The organism is Streptomyces sp. NPDC014891 (assembly GCF_043081085.1).
Classification (GTDB): domain Bacteria; phylum Actinomycetota; class Actinomycetes; order Streptomycetales; family Streptomycetaceae; genus Streptomyces.
This window is the reverse complement of record NZ_JBIBWF010000004.1, coordinates 667,858-686,677: the sequence shown is the minus strand read 5'-3', so window position 1 is coordinate 686,677 and position 18,820 is coordinate 667,858. Positions and strand designations below refer to the sequence as shown.

Below are 18,820 nucleotides of genomic sequence, written 5' to 3'. Positions count from 1 at the left end.
CGTGGCCGACCACGGCCCGGGCTGCGGACGCGCGTCGGCGGCCACCCGAACCGGGGCCTCAGCCGCAGGCCGCGGTCAGCGCCGCGGTGAACTCCTCCGCCAGTCCGGTGACCACGGGAAGGTCGAAGGCCAGCGCGTTGTACTGCAACCAGCACCGCAGCCCGCCGTCCGGCTGCTCGACCACGGTCAGCTCGGGCACGCCCCGGTCACCGCCCGGCAGCGGCCAGGGCACGGTGCTGCCGCGCGGCAGCTCCCAGGGCTCGCAGGTCAGGCCCGGCAGCTGTGCGGGCGCGGCCCAGGCCTCGTACCGGAGCCAGGCCGCGAACGGCACGGAGGGGCTGAACTCGGCGAAGGGGTACAGCTGGTGGTCGAGCGCCTCGCTGTAGACCGTCCGCAGCCGGTCCACCAGCTCGGCGAAACCGGGGCCCCCGCTCGCGTCCACCCGCAGCAGCAGCGACTGGACGAAGCAGCCCACCGTCCGCTCGGCCTCCGGCCGGGGGCGGCCGGGCACCGGCGTCATCACCACCAGGTCGGGACGGCCGCCGCGGCGCGCCAGCAGCCCGGTCCAGGCGGCGGCGACGGCCAGGAAGGGCGTGGCGCCCAGCTCGGCCGCCCGGGCCCGCAGGGCGTCCGCCGCCCGCACCGGCACCTCGAACCCGAGGGCCCGGGTGAGGACCTCGTCGACCGGACGGCGGCCGTCGAACTCCTCCACGGCCTCCGGCGCGCCGGCGAGCGCGGCCGCGAAGTGGGCGCGGGAGGCCGGCCAGTGCCCGTTCGCCCAGTCCACCAGCTCCCCGTAGCCCGGGCCCACCCGGGCGGGCGGGGCCGGCCGGCCCCGGCGCAGCGCGGAGTAGCAGACGCCCAGGTCGGACAGGAGTACCCCGATCGACCAGCCGTCGGACACCATGTGGTGCACGGCGACCAGCACCACGTGGTCGGTCGCCGACCGGCTGACCACCAGGAGGCGGGTCATCGGGTCGCGGCCCAGGTCGGTGAGCCGGTCGCGTTCTGCCAGCAGCAGCGCGTCCACCTCCGCGTCCGTGGCGTCCGGAGCCGCGGTCAGCGTGATCCGCACCCGGGGCTCCTCGTCCAGCACCGCCCGGACCACCCCGTCCACCGCCTCGTAGCGGGTGCGCAGCGCCGGATGGCGACGGACGACCTCGGTGAGGGCCCGGCCCAGGGTCTCCGGCGCGAGCCGGTCGGTCACCCGGAACAGCGCCGTCACCGCGCCCGCGTCCCGCCCGGGCGCCTCGGCCATCCACCGGAAGAAGTTCTCCTGCTGCGAGGTGAGGGGGACGGCGTGCGGCTGCGCCCGGAGGGCGGCCAGATACGGCGTCACGGTGTCCGGCGCGGCGGGCCGTCGGGCGACCGGTCCGGCGGGGCCGGCCGGCCGCCGGTCGGGGTGGTCCAGCCAGGCTGCCTGGGCCCGCAGCGAGGGCCGCTCGAAGACCAGGGCGGTGCCCGCCCGGATCCCGAACTCGGCGCCGATCCCGGTGGCGAGCTGGACCGCCCGGAACGAGTCGCCGCCGAGCGCGAAGAACTCGGCCGCCACATCGGTCACGGGGCGGCCGAGCAGGCTCCGCCAGAGCTTCGCCAGCCGGAGTTCCGTCTCCGTGGCCGGGGCGACCACGGGCCCGGTCGGCTCCGCGGGTGCCTCGAACAGCGGGCGGAGCCGGTGCTTGAGGACCTTGCCGCTCGGGTTCCTGGGCAGTTCGTCCGCGACCAGGAGACGGACGGGGAGCTCGGGACGGCTCAGCCGTCCGCTCAGGAACAGCCGCAGCTCGTCCGGGTCGACACCGCCGGGTCCGGCCACCACCACCGCCACCGGGACGGCCCCCATCACCGGGTGCGGCACGCCGAGTGCCGCCGCGTCGGAGACCGAGGGATGCTCGTGCAGCACCTCCTCGATCCGCAGCGTGGAGACCTTCAGCGCGCCGCTCTTGATGACGTCGCTCTCCCGGTCGACCAGGTACAGGTAGCCGTCCCGGTCCAGGTGTCCGACGTCGCCCATCCGCACCCAGCCGTCCCGGAACACCCGGTCGCCCCGGCCGTCGGCGCCGAGGTAGCCGCGGGGCGGCCCGGGCTGGCGGAGCCAGACGTCCCCGACGCGGCCCGCCGGCAGCGGCAGCCCCTCCGCGTCGAGGATCCGGAGGTCGCGGGGGTCCGCCGGACGGCCCAGGGAGCCCGGCCGGCGGGTGTCGACCACGGTCGAGATCTGCGCGGGCGAGGCCTCGGCGGAGGTGTACGTGTTGACCAGGGTCGCGTCGGGCAGGGCCGCCGCCAGTGCGGCCGCCACCGGCACGGGCAGGGCCGCGGCCGAGGAGTTGACCAGCCGCAGACTGCTCAGGTCGTACCGTCCCGCGGTGCCCGCGTGGAGCAGCTCGATCGCCATCGAGGGCACCAGGAAGGCGGTGCCCACCCCGAACCTCCGCACGGTGTCGCCGAACAGGTCCGCGTCGAAGCGGGGCAGGCTGAGCGTGGTGGGCGTGGCGGTCAGCGCGTTGAGCAGCATCACCTGGGCCGCGTTGGTTCCGATAGGGAAGGCGTGCAGGGCGTGCCGCGAGTGGGCGTAGGCGCGGCGCCGCGGGCGCGGGACCAGGCCGGCGGTCAGGTTCCCGTGGGCGGCGAGCACGCCCTTGGGCGCGCCGGTCGTGCCGGACGTGCCGATCACCTGCGCCGGGTCGTCCGGGCCGACCCGGTGCGGCGGGCCGTCCGGCACCGCGTCGTACGCCGTGAGCAGGGCGTCCAGGGTCAGCTCGACGAGGCCCGGTACGCCCGGAAGCCCGCCGTCCGTCAGGACCGTGCGGGCCTCGGCCAGCGCGGCCAGGGCGGCGGCGTCCGTCGCGGACAGGTCCTCGCGGACCGGTACGGGCACCCCGCCCGCGTACTGGACGGCGAGGAAGCCCACGGCGTACCGCTCCCAGCGCGCGTTGGAGAAGCGCAGCACGACCCGGTCGCGCGGTGCGACCCCGGCGGCCGCGAGCCCGAGGGCGGCGCGCAGCGCCTCCTCGCGCCAGCGGCGGTAGGAGAGCCGCCCGCCGCCGACGACCTGCAGGGCCGCCTGGTCCGGGTGTTCGGCGGCACGGGCGTCGAGGAGCTCGGGGACGGTCGTCGCGGCGGGCGGCGGGTTGGTGGCGATGGTGATCTCCGGTGCGTTCGTCGGGGAAGGGCGGCGGGCGGGTGGAGGGAGAGGGGGCCGGGCGGGTGGAGGGAGAGGGGGCGCGTCCGCCCGGGTCGTGCGACGGTCCGGGCGGACGCCTTGGGCACCGCACGGCCCGGCGTTGCGGCGGAGTGCGGGGCGTCGGGCACCCAGTTCCGGTGGTACGGCGCGGTGGGCATCTCGCCCCGCTCGTACGGCGTGGTCGGGCACCTCGCTCCGGTCGTGCGGTGGCGTCGGGCGTACCCGGTGCCCCACGACCGGGCGGGGCGGGGGTGTTCCTCGGCGGGGAGTCCGCGCGGGACGGGTCGGCGCACGGACTCCCCGGTGGCGGGTCAGACCAGCCGGCCGGCGGCCTCCTCCTCGCTCAGGGCGTCGATCTCGGCGATGAGCAGGGCCTCCACCCGGGCCGCCAGGGCCGCCGCGGTCGGGCTCTCGAAGACGTCGCGGATCGACACGTCGAGCCCGACGTCCGCCCGGATGCGGGCGGCGACCCGGGTGACCAGGAGCGAGTCCGCGCCGAGGGCGTGGAGATCGTCCACGACCCCGACCCTCGGCAGGCCGAGGACCTGCTGCCAGAGCTCCACCACGAGGGCCTCGGCCTCGGTGCGGGGCGCCAGATACCCGTCCGGACCGCCCGCCGGATCGAGGCCGGGGTCGGGGAGGGCGGCGGTGTCGAGCTTGCCGTTGGCGGTGAGCGGGAGGGTGTCCAGCAGCACCACGGCCTCCGGCACCATGAAGGCCGGCAGCCGCCGGGCCAGGTGCTCGCGCAGTGCCCCCGCCCCCGCCGCGGCCGAGGCCTCCCCGGCCGCGGGTCGCGGCACGGCGTACGCGATCAGCCGTCGCCCGTCGCGGACCAGCACCGCCGCCCGTGCGACGGCCGGGTGGGCGGTGAGGGCGGCCTCGATCTCGGCCGGCTCGATCCGGTATCCCCGGATCTTCACCTGGTCGTCGGCGCGGCCGAGGAACTCCAGCTGCCCGTCGGCACGCCACCGGACGCGGTCCCCGGTGCGGTACATCCGTGCCTCGGGCGCGTCGGCGAACGGGTCCGGCAGGAAGGCCTCCGCGGTGAGCCCGGGCCGGTCGACGTAGCCGCGCGCCAGGCCGCGGCCGCCGACGTACAGCTCGCCCTCGGCGCCGGCGGGCAGGAGACCGCCGCGCTCGTCCAGCACGTAGAGGCGCACGCCCGGCAGCGGGCGGCCGAGCGGGGGACGCCGCCCGGCGTCCGGTCCGACGACGGGGGCGTCGGCGCGGCCGCCCGCGAGATCGCCCGCGGTGACGATGACGGTGGCCTCGGTCGGCCCGTAGGTGTTGACGAGGCGGACGCCGTCGCCGTGCCGCTCCCGCCACTGGGCGAGGGTGACGGCACGTGCCTCGGAGCCGCCGAGGACCACCAGGCGCAGCGCCGGCGGCCAGGGCGTGCCCTCGCCCAGCGACACCAGCTCCTGCCAGTACGCGGTGGGCAGGTCGAGGACGGTGACGGACCGTCCCGCCTCCCCGCGCAGCAGGTCCGGCAGCATCCGCCCGCCGCCGGGCAGCAGGACGACGCAGGCGCCCGCCGTGAGGGCGGGCCAGAGCTCCTCGGCGTGGGTGTCGAACCCGATCGACGCGAACTGCACGATCCGGTCGCCGGGCCCGAGCCCGTAGCCCTCCGGGCCGGCCATCCACCGGACGCGCTCGGCGAGGGCGCCGTGCTCGACGGCGACCCCCTTGGGGACGCCGGTCGAGCCCGAGGTGTAGAGGACGTACGCGAGTCCGCCCGGGTCGGCCGCTGCTCCGTCGGCTCCGGGCACGGCACCCGGCTCCTCGGTCCCCCCGGCGCCGGCGGACGGCTCGTCGAGGACCAGCACCGGGACGCCGAGGTCCGGCCGGTCGCCGCCGGTGACCAGCAGGGCGGCGTCCGCCTCGTCGAGCATCAGCCGCCGCCGCTCGCCGGGGTGGGCGGGATCGAGCGGCAGGTAGCCCGCCCCGGCCTTCCAGATCGCCAGCAGCGCGACGACCAGGCCGAAGGAGGGCTCGATCAGGACCCCCACCGCGCGGCCCGCCACCGGACCCAGCCGCCGGGCCAACGCGTCCGACGCGCGGTCGAGTTCGGCGTACGTGAGCACCTCGCCCGCGCAGACGAGGGCGGGCGCGCCGGGGCGGGCGGCGACCTGGCCGGCGAAACCGCGCAGGACCGGTGGGGCGTCCCCGGCGACGGAGGGCCCGGCACCGAGGGCGAGCAGCCCGGCGCGCTCCTCGCCGGTCAGCAGCCAGTCGCCGTGCAGGGGGGTCCCGGCGTCCAGGACGGCGCGGGCCAGCAGTCCGCGGACCCGGCGGGCGAGCGCCTCGACCGTGGACCGCTCGAAGAGCTCCCGGTCGAAGCAGAAGGAGAGCGTCATCCCGCCGTCCGGGGTGCGCCAGCTGTCCAGCAGCAGATCGGTCTTGGCCCGGTCGAAGCCCGAGTGCATGCCGGCCGTGCGGACGCCCGCGGGCAGCACCGCGCCCGCGTCGGCCGGGTCGTGCTGGCTCTGGTGGACGAACACCGCCTGGCAGAGCGCGTCGGCCCCGGGCCGCACGGGCAGTCCCAGTGCGGCGGCCACCCGCTCGACCGGCACGTCCTGATGGCTCAGCGCGGCCATCGTGGCGGTCCGGACCCGGCGCAGCACGGTACGGAAGTCGGGGTCCCCCGTGAGGTCCGCGCGGATCACCCCGGTGCGGGCGAAGTAGCCGAGCAGCGCCTCGTGGGCCGTCTCGGTGCGGCCGGCGAGGGGGGTGCCGACGGCGAAGTCGAGGCTGCCGCTCCAGCGGGCCAGCACCATCTGGTAGGCAGCGAGCAGCACCATGAACGGGGTGCAGCGCTGCTCGCGGGCCAGGGAGTCGATCCCGGCGACGAGATCGGCGCCGAGGGCGAGGTCGGCGAAGCCGGCAGGCCGGGCGGGTTCGGCCGGCCGGGGGTGGTCCAGGGGCATCCGCAGGGCTCCGACACCGGCCAGTCGCCCGCTCCAGTACCGGAAGGCCTCCTCGGCGGCGCCGCCGTCGAGCCTGGCCCGTTCGGCGCGTGCGAAGTCGCCGAAGCACAGCTCCAGTTCCGGGAGCCCGGCGGGCCCCTCGCCGATCTCCTCGCGGTAGAGCGCGAGGAGTTCCCGCCAGAGCACGGTGAACGACCAGCCGTCGGAGACGATGTGGTGGACCACCACGCTCAGCGCGTGCTCGTGCTCGCCGGAGCTGACCAGGACGGCGCGGAGCGGCGGGCGCTCACCCAGGTCGAACGGGGCGTTGGCGAAGGGGGCGCAGGCCGCGGTGAAGGCCGCCTCGTCCGCCGCGTCGGGGAGCGGAACGCGGGTGAGTACGACCTCGCGCACGGGCTCGACGACCTGGACGGGCCGCTCGCCGTCCAGCGTGAACCGGGTGCGCAGCACCTGGTGCCGTGCGGTCAGCCGGGTGAGCGCCGTGCGCAGGGCGCGCGGGTCGAGCGGGCCGCTCCAGCGCCGGTTCAGGTACATGTTGAACCCGGCGTCCTCCGGGTGCAGTTGCTGGAGCATCCAGAGCCGGCGCTGCTCGTCGGTCAGCGGATGGCGGGTGTCCGCGGTCGGGGAGCTCATGCGGTGATCTCGCCTTTCGCACGGGCCTGGAGGGTCTCCAGGCCGATCAGGTCGTCGGACTCGGCGTCGGGGACTTCCCGGTCGAACCGGGCCAGGACGGGAACGAAGAAGCTGACGAGGGCCAGTGCGGCCATGGCGAGGCCGAACACCAGGTAGAGCAGGCCGATGCCGCGCCCGTCACCGGTGCCGATCAGCGCGCCGACGCTGGAGGCCAGCGCGCCGCCCTCGTCCATCAGGGGCTGGAGCAGCCCCGGGCCCACCGGGGCCACCAGGGCGAACCCGATCGGCAGGGTGGACCAGGCGACCATGGTGTTCACCGCGATCACCCGCCCGTGGAAGCGCATCGGGACCTTGGTCTGGACGACCGTCGCGTAGATGCCGTTGAGCAGGGCGAGCCCGTAGGTCATGCCGAACGCGCCGGCGGCGACCACGGCCACCGAGGGCCGTAGTCCGGTGAGGACGCAGGCGGCGGCGAGGCCGAGGGTGGCGCACAGGACGCCGCGCAGCCGCATCCGTCGCGGGCCTCCCCAGACCAGCAGGGTGAGCCCGCCCAGGACGGCGCCGAGTCCGGCCGCGGTGGAGACCCAGCCCGCGGCCGCGGTCGACGAGAAGGAGAGGACCAGCGGGGTGACGAGGAGGAAGAGCGGCGAGAGGAAGATGTTGAGCAGCGCGAACCAGAACAGCATGGCCCGGAAATAGCGGCTGCCGAGGGCCCGCTGGAACCCGGCCCGCATCTCGGCGGCGACGCTCTCCCGGCGGGTGGCGGCCATCGCGTCGGGGAAGCGCACCGCCAGGGTCACACCGGTGGCGAGCAGATAGCTGACGACGTCGAAGACCAGGATGCCGCCGAGGCCGATCACGTGCAGGATGCCGACGGCGATGAGCGGGACGAGGAACTGGGCCAGGCCGAGCGCCATCTGCACCACGCCGTTGGCGCGGCCGAGGTAGCGCTTGGGCACCAGCTGCGGGACCGCCGAACCCCAGGCGACCCGCTGGAAGGCGAGTGCGGCGGAGAGCAGGGAGATCATCACGTAGCAGTGCCAGACCTCCAGCGAACCGCCGAGGTACAGCACCAGCATGGCGGCCTGGGTGAGACCGGCGGCCACGTCGCCCCAGAGCATCACCCGGCGGCGGTCGCCCCGGTCCACGACGGCACCGGCCAGCGGGGCGACCACGATGCCCGGCACCAGGCCGAAGGCGGCGAGCAGCCCGAGCTGGAACAGCGAACCGGTCTGCAGGTAGACCCAGATCGGCAGCGCGAACTCGGTCAGGGCCGAGCCGATCATCGAGAGCTGCTGGCCGGTGGCGATGGTGAGGAAACGGCCCATGGTCGGGCGGACCGGGCGGCGCGTCCCGGACCTTCCCCGCGCCCCGGCCCGGTCCCCCCGGCCCGCCCGCCCGGCCGCCTCCGCCTCCTCCGGCACCCCGGCGACGGACTCCGCCCCCGCGCCGTCGCGGGACAGCCCGGCCAGCCACCAGGTCGCGCCGTCGGCACGCCGGTGGCGCGCCTCCTCCCCGGCGGCGAGCGAGCGGTGCACCCCGGTCAGGATGGCGGCCAGCTCCGGCGCCCGGTACTTGAGGAAGAAGTGCCCCGCCTCGTCCAGCACCACCACCGCGGCGGTCCCGGTGATGCGGTGCCACTCGCGGAACCGCTCCTCGTAGAACTCGGTCGCCGGGTCGCGGTCGCCGCACACGGCGATCACCGGCGCCGACAGGACCCCGCCCTCGGTCTCGTAGAGCTCGCCGAAGTAGCGTTCGGCCTCCTTGGTGCCGACCCGCCGGTTGCGCACGATCAGCCGCAGCTGGTCCTCGTCCACCTCGTCGGTGTCCAGTCCCGCGGCGGCCAGGGCGTTGATCATGCCCTGGTCGCTGCGCAGACGGGCGGAGAGTTCGGCGAACCGCTCGGCGAGCGCGGCGCCCCGGCCCCCCGGTCGGGCGAACGGGAAGATGCCCCCGAGGTGCACGGCGTCGATCTTCCGGCCGGCGGCCTCCACCCGGCGGGCGATCTCCACGGTCAGCCGGACACCGACCCCGCAGTGGCCGTAGAGCACCAGCGGGCCGGCGACGTTCGCGACGATCTCCTCGGCGCAGAGCCGCGCGACCTCGTCGATGTCCATCGCCTCCTCGCCCAGTTCGTGGCCGGGGACGGCGAGGGAGTGCAGGGCCCAGTCCGCCGGCATGGCGTCGGCGAGCGGCTTGTAGATCAGGGCGCTGCCTCCGCCGTAGGGGGCGCAGACCACGCTGCCGGCGAGCTCTCGGCGCTCCGGGGTGAGCCGGTGCAGCAGCCGCAGCGGACCGCGGTCCCCCTCGGGCGCGGTGACCAGCTCGGCGAGCCGGCGGACCGTCGGGTGCGTGAAGAGGTCCATCACACCGACGGGGGTGGCCAGGTCGGGGAAGGCCCGCCGCATCCGCGCGACGACCTGGGTGGCGAGGAGGGAGTGGCCTCCGAGTTCGAAGAAGTCGTCCAGCGCGCCGACCCGGGGGAGTTCCAGCAGGTCCGCCCAGAGGGCGGCGATCACCTGCTCGGTCTCGCCCTCGGGGTCCACCCGGGTGCCCTCCGCAGGACCGTCCGCCGGAGCCGGCAACGCCTTCCGGTCCACCTTGCCGTGCGCGAGCAGCGGCAGCCGTTCCAGCACGACGTACCGGGCCGGGACCATGTAGTCCGGCAGCACCTCGCCCAGCGCGGCGCGGAGTTCGGCCGCGGTCGGCGGTTCGCCGCCGGCGGGGCGCTCCAGGTGGGCGACGAGGTTCTGCCGGACGCCCTCGCCGCGGACCGTGACCACCGCCTGGGTGACGCCGGGCAGGGCGGTGAGCGCGGCCTCGATCTCGCCGGGCTCGACGCGGTAGCCGCGGACCTTGATCTGGTCGTCGCCGCGGCCCAGGTACTCCAGCGCCCCGTCGGACCGCCAGCGCGCCAGGTCGCCGGTGCGGTACATCAGCGGGGAAGTGGTCCCGGGCGTGCCCGGTCGGGGCGCGTACGGGTCGGGCAGGAAGCGCTCAGCGGTGAGGTCCGGCCGTCCGAGGTAGCCGCGGGCCAGCCGGTCCCCGCCCACGTACAGCTCCCCGGTCACCCCGGGCGGCACGGGCTCGCGGTTCTCGTCCAGGACGTAGCAGCGCCCGCCGGCCAGCGGTGTTCCGATCGGGGTGCTGCCGGACGCGCCCGCCGCCCGGGCGGTCACCTCGTGGACGGTGATGCCCACCGTCGCCTCGGTCGGACCGTAGTGGTTGAACACCGCGCAGCGGCCGAGCGCGGCGATGCCCGCCGCCCACGACGCGCCGCTGGCCTCGCCGCCGAGGACCAGCGCGCGGCTCGGCAGCAGCTCGACGAGCGGAGCGTCGGCCGTCAGGGCGGCCAGGTGGGAGGGCGTCATCTTCAGGTACTCGATGCCGGCCCGCTCGATCTCGCCGGCGAGTTCCACGCCGGCGATCCGGCGCGGCAGCAGGTGCACCCGGCCGCCCGTGGTCAGGGCCAGGTAGAGCATGGTCATGCTGAAGTCGAAGGACAGCGACTGCAGCAGCCCGTAGGACGCCCCGGGCTCGATCCGGAGCCGCTCGCGCACGCCCGCCAGGTAGTGGAGGAACTGACGGTGCTGCACCGCCACGCCCTTGGGCGCACCGGTGGAGCCCGAGGTGTAGATGACGTACGCCAGGTGGTCGGCGCCGGAGGCCTCCGGCAGGGGCGACCCGTCCTCGCCGTCCGTCCCGTGGGCCCCGTCGGTCAGCAGGTCGACCGCGGGGTGGTCGCCGAACCGCGGGCGCAGCGCGCGGTCGGTGATCAGGACCCGGGCCCCGGCGTCGGCGACCAGGTGGGCGAGCCGTGCGGGGGGCTGTTCGGGGTCGAGGGGCAGATAGCCGCCGCCGGCCTTGAGCACCGCGACCAGGGCGACCGCCAGCTCGGGGGACTGCTCCAGGCAGACGGCCACCCGGTCGTCCGCGGCCACGCCCAGGGCCCGCAGGCGCCGGGCCATGGCGTTGGCCCGGCGGTCGAGGTCGCCGTAGGACAGGGTGCGGTCCCCGAAGACCAGTGCCGGATCGCCGGGCGTCCGGGCGGCGGCGTCGGCCAGCGCCCGGGTGAGGGTGGCGGGGCCGTCGTCCGGGAGCGCGGGCCCCGCGGCCCAGGTCTCCAGGACGGCCGTACGCTCGGCCGCGCCCAGGAGCGGCAGCCGGTCGACCGGCAGCGCGGGGTCGGCGACGCCCGCCGTGACCAGCAGCTCGAAGCGTTCGACGAGGCGCTCGACGGTGCCGGCGTCGAAGAGGTCGGTGCGGTAGGTGAGCAGCCCGTACAGGCCGCCGTCCGCCTCCTCGCGCATGTAGAGGGCGAGGTCGGCGTGGGTGGTGGTGGCCTCGTAGCCGAAGCCCCGGGAGTCCAGGCCCGCCGGGCCCGTCGCGGGGCCGGCCGCGCGGTCGCCGTAGTTCTGGAAGGCGAAGGTGGTCTGGAAGACCGCGGCGCGGCTGACGTCGCGCTCCACCGCCAGGTCGCCGACCATCTGCTCGAACGGCACCTCCTGGTGCGCGTACGCGTCGAGCGTGGTCTCGCGGACCCGGCTGATCAACTGCCCGAACTCCAGTTCGGCGGAGAGCCGGGCGCGGATCGGCAGCATGTTGACGAACGCCCCGACGACGTTCTCCAGTTCACGGTGCAGGCGACCGGCGACGGCCGAGCCGACGGCGAAGTCGCGCTGCCCCGCGTGGCGCCCGAGGAGGGCCTGGAACCCGGCCATGAGGACCATGTACGTCGAGGCGCCGTACGCCCGCGCGGCCTCGCCGATCCGGCGGGAGAGGTCCGGGCTCCAGCGGAACTCGGTGGCGGCGCCGTCGAACGTGAACAGGGGCGGCCGCGGCCGGTCGGAGGGCAGGTCGAGGGCCGGGACGCCGTCGAGCGCCGTGCGCCAGTACGCGCGGGAGGCGGCGAGCGGGCCGTTCTCCAGACGGTCCCGCTGCCAGCGGGCGTAGTCGCCGAACTGAACGTCCAGGGCCGGAAGTTCGCCGGGCTCCTCGTGGGCGTGGTGGGCGTACCGGAGGTCGAGTTCGCGGTGGAGGAGGTCGATCGACCAGCCGTCGCAGATGATGTGGTGCATGACCAGGGCGAGGACGTGGTCGTCCTCGGCGACCTGGACCACCAGGGCGCGCACCAGTGGGCCGGCCCCGAGGTCGAAGGGCTCCGCGATGAGGGCGCCGAGTGCGGCGGTCGCCCGTGCCTCAGGGTCGGGGTCGGTCGTGGCGTCCACGTGCCGGGCGGTGAACGGGGCGGGCTCGGCGACCCGTACCTCGGCGGTGCCGGCCTCGGTGGCGGGGAAGGTCATCCGCAGGCTCTCGTGCCGGGCCACCAGGTCGGTGAGCGCGGCGTCCAGCGCGGCGCGGTCGAGCGGGCCGCGGAGGCGGCGGGCCGGAGCCAGTGTGTACGCCGTGGATCCGGGGGCGAACTGGTCCATGAACCAGAGGCGTTCCTGGCCGCTGGAGAGCGGCGGTGAGGTGTCCGCCGGGCGGGGCTCCACCACCCGGGCGGGGGCTGCCGTGCCGCGCAGCCGCTGGCTGAGCAGGGCGCGCTTGGCTGCGGACCAGCCGGTGGGCAGGTCCTGGGTATCCGTCATCGGGGTCCTGTTCGGGCGTTTCGGAAGGAAGGTGCGTGGGATCGGAGAGCGGGGCGAAGGCCACATGCGGGTGCGGGTGCGGGTGCGGGTGCGGGTGCCGACCGGCCGGCCGTGCCGGTGTCCGGTTCGGAGCGGGCGCGGGACCCGGACGGTCGGCGGTCCGGTGCAGGGCGGGACCCGTGCGGTCGGCCGACCGGGGCAGGGCGGGGCCGGGCACGGGCCGGGCGGCCCGTGCCCCGGCGGGGGTGAGTGCGGTCCGACGGGACCGCGGGTCTAGAGGAGTGCGCGGACGGCGGCGGCGATGCCCGCCGGGGTCGGGACGTCGAAGAAGACGTCGAAGTCCACCTCCACGCCGAGCGCGTCGCGGATGCGGGCGGCGATCCGGACCACGGTCAGCGAGTGCCCGCCGAGGTCGAACAGATCGTCCTCGGGGCCGATGTCGGGCAGGCCCAGCACCTCGGCCCAGATCCGGCGGACCGTCCGGGTCGTCTCGTCGTCGGACCCGGCGTCCCGTGCGTCCCCCGGGGATGCCGGAGCCTCGCGCGGGGGGTGCGGCAGGGCCCGCCGGTCCAGTTTGCCGTTCGGCGTGAGCGGCAGCCCCTCCAGGGTGAGCCACCGCTGCGGGGCCATCGCGGCCGGCAGCGTACGCAGCAGATGGTCCCGCAGTGCGGCCGGGGCGGGCGGACGGGCGCCGTCGGCCGGGACCAGGTAGCCGGCGAGGAAGGGCTCGCCGTCCTCCTCGGTGCGGACGGCGACGGCGGCCGCGGCGAGCGCCGGGTGCTCCAGGAGCGCGGACTCGATCTCGCCGAGTTCGATCCGGTGGCCACGGATCTTGACCTGGTCGTCGATCCGCCCGAGGAAGTCGAGTTCGCCGCTCTCCGTCCACACGGCGAGGTCGCCGGTGCGGTAGAGCCGGGTGTCCGGGGGACCGAAGGGGTCGGGCACGAACCGCTCGGCGGTCAGCTCGGGCCGGCCGAGGTAGCCGTGCGCCACGCCGTCCCCGCCGATCAGCAGCTCCCCGGGGATGCCGAGCGGGGTGGGCCGCAGCCGGTCGTCGACGACGTACACCCGGGTGTTGGCGATCGGGCGGCCGATCCCGACGCGCTCCGGCTCGGCGGGGAGCTCCGCGCAGGTCGACCAGACGGTCGTCTCGGTGGGCCCGTAGACGTTGAACAGCCGTGCGGTGCGCGCCCGCAGCGCGCGGGCGAGGGGGAGCGGGAGTGCCTCGCCGCCGGCCAGACCCGTGACGGTGGAGAGGGCGTCGATGCCGGTCCCGGCGGTGAGCATGACCCGCCATCCGGAGGGGGTGGCCTGGACGTGGGTCACGTCCTCGGCGCCGATCAGGGCGAGCAGTCCGGGGCCGTCGACGGCGAGGCCTTCCGGTGCCAGGACGAGGCGGCCACCGGTGATCAGCGGGAGGTAGAGCTCCAGGGCGGAGATGTCGAAGGAGAGCGAGGTCAGGCCGAGCCAGCGGTGGCCGGGGCCGGCCGCGAGCAGGTCGGCGAAGGAGGTGAGCAGGTTCACCAGCGCGCGGTGGCCGACCGAGACGCCCTTGGGGCGGCCGGTGGAGCCGGAGGTGTAGAGCACGTACGCCACGTCGTCCGGGCCGGGCGCGGTGTCGGCGGTCCTGCCCCGGGCCCGCTCCGACGCCGTCGGGAGTCGCAGCACCGCCGGGGCGGCCGCGGCGACCGCGGGGGAGGGGTCGCGGTCCGCGAGCAGCAGCGAGGCTCCCGAGTCGCGCAGGACGAGGGCGAGGCGCTCGGCCGGGTATCCGGGGTCCAGCGGCAGGTAGGCCGCGCCGGCGGCGAGGACGGCGAGCAACGCGGCCGGAAGGTCGGCGGTGCGGTCCAGATGGAGGGCGACCAGATCGCCGGGACGGACGCCTCCGGAGCGGAGCGCCTCCGTCAAATCGTCGACACGACGCAGTAGTTCGCGGTAGCTGAGCCGTCGGTCGGCGGCGCTGACCGCGATCGCCGCGGGGGTCGCGTCCGCCTGGGCGCGGACCAGGTCGAGGACGGTCCGGTCGGCCGGATAGGGCCGGTCGGTGGCGTTGGGCGCCAGGGTGACGGCCCGGAGCTCGGCGGGGTCCAGGAGCGGCAGGTCCCGCAGCGGAGTGGTGGGCGAGGCGGCGGCTCCGGCCAGCAGGGTCCGGTAGTGGCCGGCGATCCGGCGGGCGGTCTCGGGGGCCAGGACGGCGGGGTCGTACTGGAGGCTGAAGTCGAGTGCCCCGCCCGAGGCGTCGGGCTCTTCGACGATCTGCAGATGGAGGGTGTTGCGGGCGGTGCGGTTGTGCACGGCCCAGGAGATCCGGGCACCGGCGCCGCCGAAGTCGGGGTCCGGGCCGCGGCGGCGGTAGCCGAGCGAGACGGCCGTCAGGCCGACGCGGGGCTCCAGGGCCGGGACGGCGGCGCCGAAGGGCACGTCGCGGAAGGGATAGCCGGAGCGCAGCTCGGTCCGGACGGCCGCGGCGAAGGCGGTGAAGGGCTGCGACGGGTCGGCCGCGGGTGCGTGGACGGGGAGTTCGTTGACGAACATGCCGATCTCGGAGGCGAGTTCGGGTCTTCGGGTGGAGAGCGGTACGGAGACCGGCACGGCCTCCCCGCCGTAGCGGCGCAGCAGTCCGTGCAGGGCGGCGAGCAGGAACTCGAAGGAGGTGGTGCCGGCGGTGGCGGCCGCCGTGGTCAGCTCCTTCGCCTCGACGCTGTCGAGGCGCCATGCGACGGCCTCCCCGGGGCCCGCGGAGGTCGGTGCGCGGAGCGCGCCGGGGAGCACCGGCTCGGTCGCGGCGGCCCAGCGCGGCCCGTAGAACGCGGCGGCCCGCCGTACCGCGTCCGGATCCGCCGCGGACCCGGCCGGTGCGCCGGGGGAGGGCGGCAGCGGGGTCGCCCCGTACGCGGCGGCGAGGTCCCGGACCAGTACGTCCTTGGAGTTGCCGTCGAAGACCGAGTGATGGGCGGTGACGAGGAGTTCGGAGCTCCCGTCGGGGCGTCGGTAGAGGCTGAAGCGGCTGAGCGGACCGGTCTCCAGGGCGAACGGGCGGGCCGCGTCGGCGTCGAGCAGCCGCTCCAGGGCCGCCTCGTCCGCGGGTGCGTCGAGGAGGGTCAGCTCGGGCGGCCGCGCGGCAGGTTCCTGCCAGATCCGCCCGTCACGCTCCACCAGGCGGGCGGCGAGGGCCGGGTGGCGCTCGGTCACGGCGGCCACCGCACGGCACAGCGCGGGTGCGTCGACCCGGTCGAAAGAGATCCGCAGGGGCATGTGGAACGCCTCGCGGGCCAGTCCCAGCCGATCGGTCAGCCAGACCCCCTGCTGGGCGGGGGAGGCCGGAGTGCGGTCGGACCGGAAGAGGACTTCGGACATCGGCAGCTCGCTTAGGACGTCGGAGCAGAACGGATGAGCAGCAGCGTGGACGTGCGGACGCGGCAGGGGCGCGGGCCACCGGACGGCCGGGCCGAGGTGCCCGCGGGCACGCCGGAGGAGCCGGGTTCGGTGGCGGCACCGGTCGTCGGATGGGGGCCGGTCCACCCCCCCCGGAGGACCGGCCGACGGCCGAGAGAGGTCCGGACCGCCGGAGACGCCAGGATGCCCCGTAGCTTCTGGTATCTCCGGCCCCGCCCGATGAAGCCCATTGGTCCAGACCTGTCGAGAGATTCGCACACCGCCCAGGCACCGTCAAGAGCCGTCCACCGCCCGGAATCAGCCTTCATGTCCAGGGCGACGTCTACCGGCTTGCACCCAAACATCCGTGTGTATGATCGCCCCTGACGTGTCGTCAACCTCGGCCCTGCCGACGGGAGATCGGCCTTCCGCGAGGCTGCCGTCCCGCCAGGACGGCGCCCGCGCCTCCGTGCCGCGCGGACCCGCGCCCAGCTCCGGCCCCCGCCGCCCCGCTCCGCCCGGCGGCACCCGCACGGTGACGATGACGGCCGGCGAGGCCGCCCCTCCCAGTGTGCGGCCGCGACGACCGGGACCGCGTGCGGACCGGAGGCGAACGCGTCCCGCACCGGCCCCGCCGTCCCGGCCCGCCGCCCTGCGGCCGGGCGGCGACCACCGGCCGCGTCCGGTCCGCCGCTCAGGACGGCGGCGTCCGGTCCGCCGCTCGGGACGGCGGCCGCCCCACGCGGGCCCGCGACGCCGCCCACCGCCCTGAGCACGTCCCCGACGGTCGGCCCGGGGACGGCCCCGTCCGCCCTGGAGCACCGATCCGGCCCGGGAGCCGCGCGCCACGCCCGGCGCGTGGACCGCAGGGAGGTATGCCTAGGTCCGCCTGGACGATCAGCGGTGGCGGGGCCGCGGACCCGCTCTTAGCTTCCCCGTATGACCAGACGACAGATCGCCTACCTGGCATGCACCGTGACCCTCGTGGTCTCGGGGATGGGGGCCGCCGCACCGACGGCCGACCATCGGACGGTGCACCGGGTCAAGCCCGGCGAATCGATCCAGAGAGCAGTGGACGCCGCGAAGCCCGGGGACACGGTCGTCCTCTCTCCCGGGACCTACCGCGAGAGCGTCCGCATCACCACGTCGAACCTGACCCTCCGGGGCTCGACCGTCTTCCCCACCGTCCTCGTGCCCGGCGACGGCGCCGACACCTGCGCGAAGGCCGGCCACGGCGTCTGTGTGACCGGCACCGCCGACCGGCCCGTCGAGGACGTCACCGTACGCTCGCTCACCCTCAGGGGCTTCACCAGGAACGGGCTGTGGGCCTCGCGGACCGACCGGCTGAGGATCCAGCGGGTCACCGCCGAGAAGAACGGCAACTGGGGCATCGCCCTGGAGCGGTCCGTCCGCAGCGCCCTCACGCACAACACCGCCCGCGACAACGCCGACGCGGGCCTCTTCGTCTCCAACACCACCGACACGGAGTCCGGCGCCGTCGACGCCCGGGGCACCGTGATCAGCCACAACCGCGTGACCGGCAACCGGATCGGCGTCACCGTGCGACGCCTGCGGAACCTCACCGTCGAGCGCAACGAGGCCACCGGCAACTGCGCCGCCGTGTTCGTCGTGGGCGACGAGTCCACCCCGCGCGCCGGCGCCATGACCCTGCGCCGCAACCACGTCCACGACAACAACAAGCTGTGCCCCAAGACGCCCCGCCTGCCCTTCCTCCAGGGTTCGGGAATCGTCCTCACCGGCGCCGAGGAGACGCTGGTGGCCGAGAACAGGATCGAGGACAACGTCGGCGCCTCGCCCCTGTCCGGCGGCATCGTGCTCTTCAAGAGCTTCGTCGGCGCCCTCAACGAGCGCAACGAGATCCGCGACAACGTCGTGCTCCGCAACGGCTCGGCCGACCTCGCCAACCGGGACACCGGCCAGGGCAACACCTTCCGCGGCAACACCTGCGGGGTCTCGGAGCCCGCGGGCCTCTGCTGACGACCGGCCCCGCACCCCATCCACACGGCACCACCGCACAGACAAGGCGACAGATGACCACTGTTGACCCGGTATCCCGGACCGTCGATCCGGCCCCGCCGCCGCCCATGCGGCTCAGGGAGCTCGTGTTCGGCGCGGCCTGCGCCGCCGCCGTCCGGGCCGCCGTCCGCCTCGGCGTCGCGGACGCCCTCGGCGACACGCCCATGACCCCGGAGGACCTGGCCACCGCGGTACAGGCCCAGCCCCGGACCCTGCTGCGCCTCCTGCGCGCGCTGTCCTGCCAGGGCGTCTTCACCGAGAACCCCGACGGCACCTTCGCCCACACGGAGATGTCCCGGCTGCTGCGCGAGGACGACCCGCACAGCCTGCGCTACATCGCCCTGTGGTGCACCGAGCCGTGGACCTGGGACGTGTGGCCGAAGCTCGACGAGGCCGTCCGCTCCGGCGGAAACGTCTTCGAGGACGTGTACGGGAAGGAGTTCTTCCCGTACCTCAACGAGGAGGCCCCCGAGTCCGCGTACGTCTTCAACCGGGCCATGACCACGTCCAGCCGGCAGTCCGCCCAGGACGTCGCCGACCTCCTCGACCTGCGGGAGGCCTCCTCCGTCGCGGACATCGGCGGCGGCCAGGGCCACGTCCTGGCCAGCCTGCTGGAGCGCTACCCCGACCTGCGGGGCACCCTGCTCGACCTCCCCGGAGTGGTGGAGAACGCCGATCCGCGCCTGCGGGACGGCGGCGAGCTGAGCTCCCGCGTCCGCGTCGTCCCCGGCGACTGCCGCGAGGACATCCCGGTCGAGGCGGACGTGTACATCATCAAGAACATCCTGGAGTGGGACGACGACAGCACCCGCAGGGCGCTCGCCAACGTCTGCCGGGCGGCCCGCCCCGGCGCCCGGGTCGTCGTGATCGAGAACCTCGTGGACGACACCCCGTCCATGCGGTTCACGACCGCGATGGACCTGCTGCTGCTCCTCAACGTCGGCGGCGCCAAGCACACCCGGCAGAGCATGGTCGACCGGCTGACCGACGCCGGACTCGTCATCGGCGAGATCCGCCCGGTCAACGCGTACCTCCACGCCTTCGAGTGCACGGTTCCCGCCTGACGACAGCCCGCA

6 protein-coding genes are annotated in these 18,820 nt (G+C 75.6%); 2 read left to right on the top strand and 4 right to left on the bottom strand.

Translation table 11 applies throughout. The features are described from left to right. Nucleotides 1-58: 58 nt before the first annotated feature. The 4 genes from ACF09E_RS14930 to ACF09E_RS14915 all read right to left on the bottom strand — a co-directional run bounded on the left by ACF09E_RS14930 (nt 59) and on the right by ACF09E_RS14915 (nt 15,689). Complete coding sequence (locus tag ACF09E_RS14930; RefSeq protein WP_392205564.1) at nt 59-3,370, bottom strand: AMP-binding protein; 3,312 nt, start codon at nt 3,368-3,370, stop codon at nt 59-61. 122 nt (nt 3,371-3,492) lie between these two features. Further along, nucleotides 3,493-6,741: an amino acid adenylation domain-containing protein gene (locus tag ACF09E_RS14925; protein ID WP_392205563.1), complete on the bottom strand. Its 3,249-nt coding sequence runs from the start codon at nt 6,739-6,741 to the stop codon at nt 3,493-3,495. Then, nucleotides 6,738-12,332: an amino acid adenylation domain-containing protein gene (locus tag ACF09E_RS14920; RefSeq protein WP_392205562.1), complete on the bottom strand. Its 5,595-nt coding sequence runs from the start codon at nt 12,330-12,332 to the stop codon at nt 6,738-6,740. The genes ACF09E_RS14925 and ACF09E_RS14920 overlap by 4 nt, the downstream gene beginning before the upstream one ends. Before the next feature lie 273 nt (nt 12,333-12,605). After that, nucleotides 12,606-15,689, bottom strand: coding sequence for an amino acid adenylation domain-containing protein (locus ACF09E_RS14915; RefSeq protein ID WP_392205561.1), 3,084 nt, complete (start codon nt 15,687-15,689; stop codon nt 12,606-12,608). A gap of 957 nt (nt 15,690-16,646) precedes the next feature. Between ACF09E_RS14915 and ACF09E_RS14910 the strand changes: the two genes are divergently transcribed. Further along, nucleotides 16,647-17,705 (top strand): nitrous oxide reductase family maturation protein NosD, encoded by a 1,059-nt coding sequence (locus tag ACF09E_RS14910; protein ID WP_392205560.1) that lies wholly within the window; start codon nt 16,647-16,649, stop codon nt 17,703-17,705. 53 nt (nt 17,706-17,758) lie between these two features. Further along, nucleotides 17,759-18,808, top strand: coding sequence for a methyltransferase (locus ACF09E_RS14905; RefSeq protein WP_392205559.1), 1,050 nt, complete (start codon nt 17,759-17,761; stop codon nt 18,806-18,808). The last annotated feature ends 12 nt before the right edge of the window (nt 18,809-18,820 follow it).

Excerpts from the sequence above, each read along its gene's own strand:
- ACF09E_RS14920 (WP_392205562.1), bottom strand. The coding sequence starts at position 12,332 with ATGACGGATACCCAGGACCTGCCCACCGGCTGGTCCGCAGCCAAGCGC.
- ACF09E_RS14925 (WP_392205563.1), bottom strand. The coding sequence starts at position 6,741 with ATGAGCTCCCCGACCGCGGACACCCGCCATCCGCTGACCGACGAGCAG.
- ACF09E_RS14915 (WP_392205561.1), bottom strand. The coding sequence starts at position 15,689 with ATGTCCGAAGTCCTCTTCCGGTCCGACCGCACTCCGGCCTCCCCCGCC.
- ACF09E_RS14905 (WP_392205559.1), top strand. The coding sequence starts at position 17,759 with ATGACCACTGTTGACCCGGTATCCCGGACCGTCGATCCGGCCCCGCCG.
- ACF09E_RS14910 (WP_392205560.1), top strand. The coding sequence starts at position 16,647 with ATGACCAGACGACAGATCGCCTACCTGGCATGCACCGTGACCCTCGTG.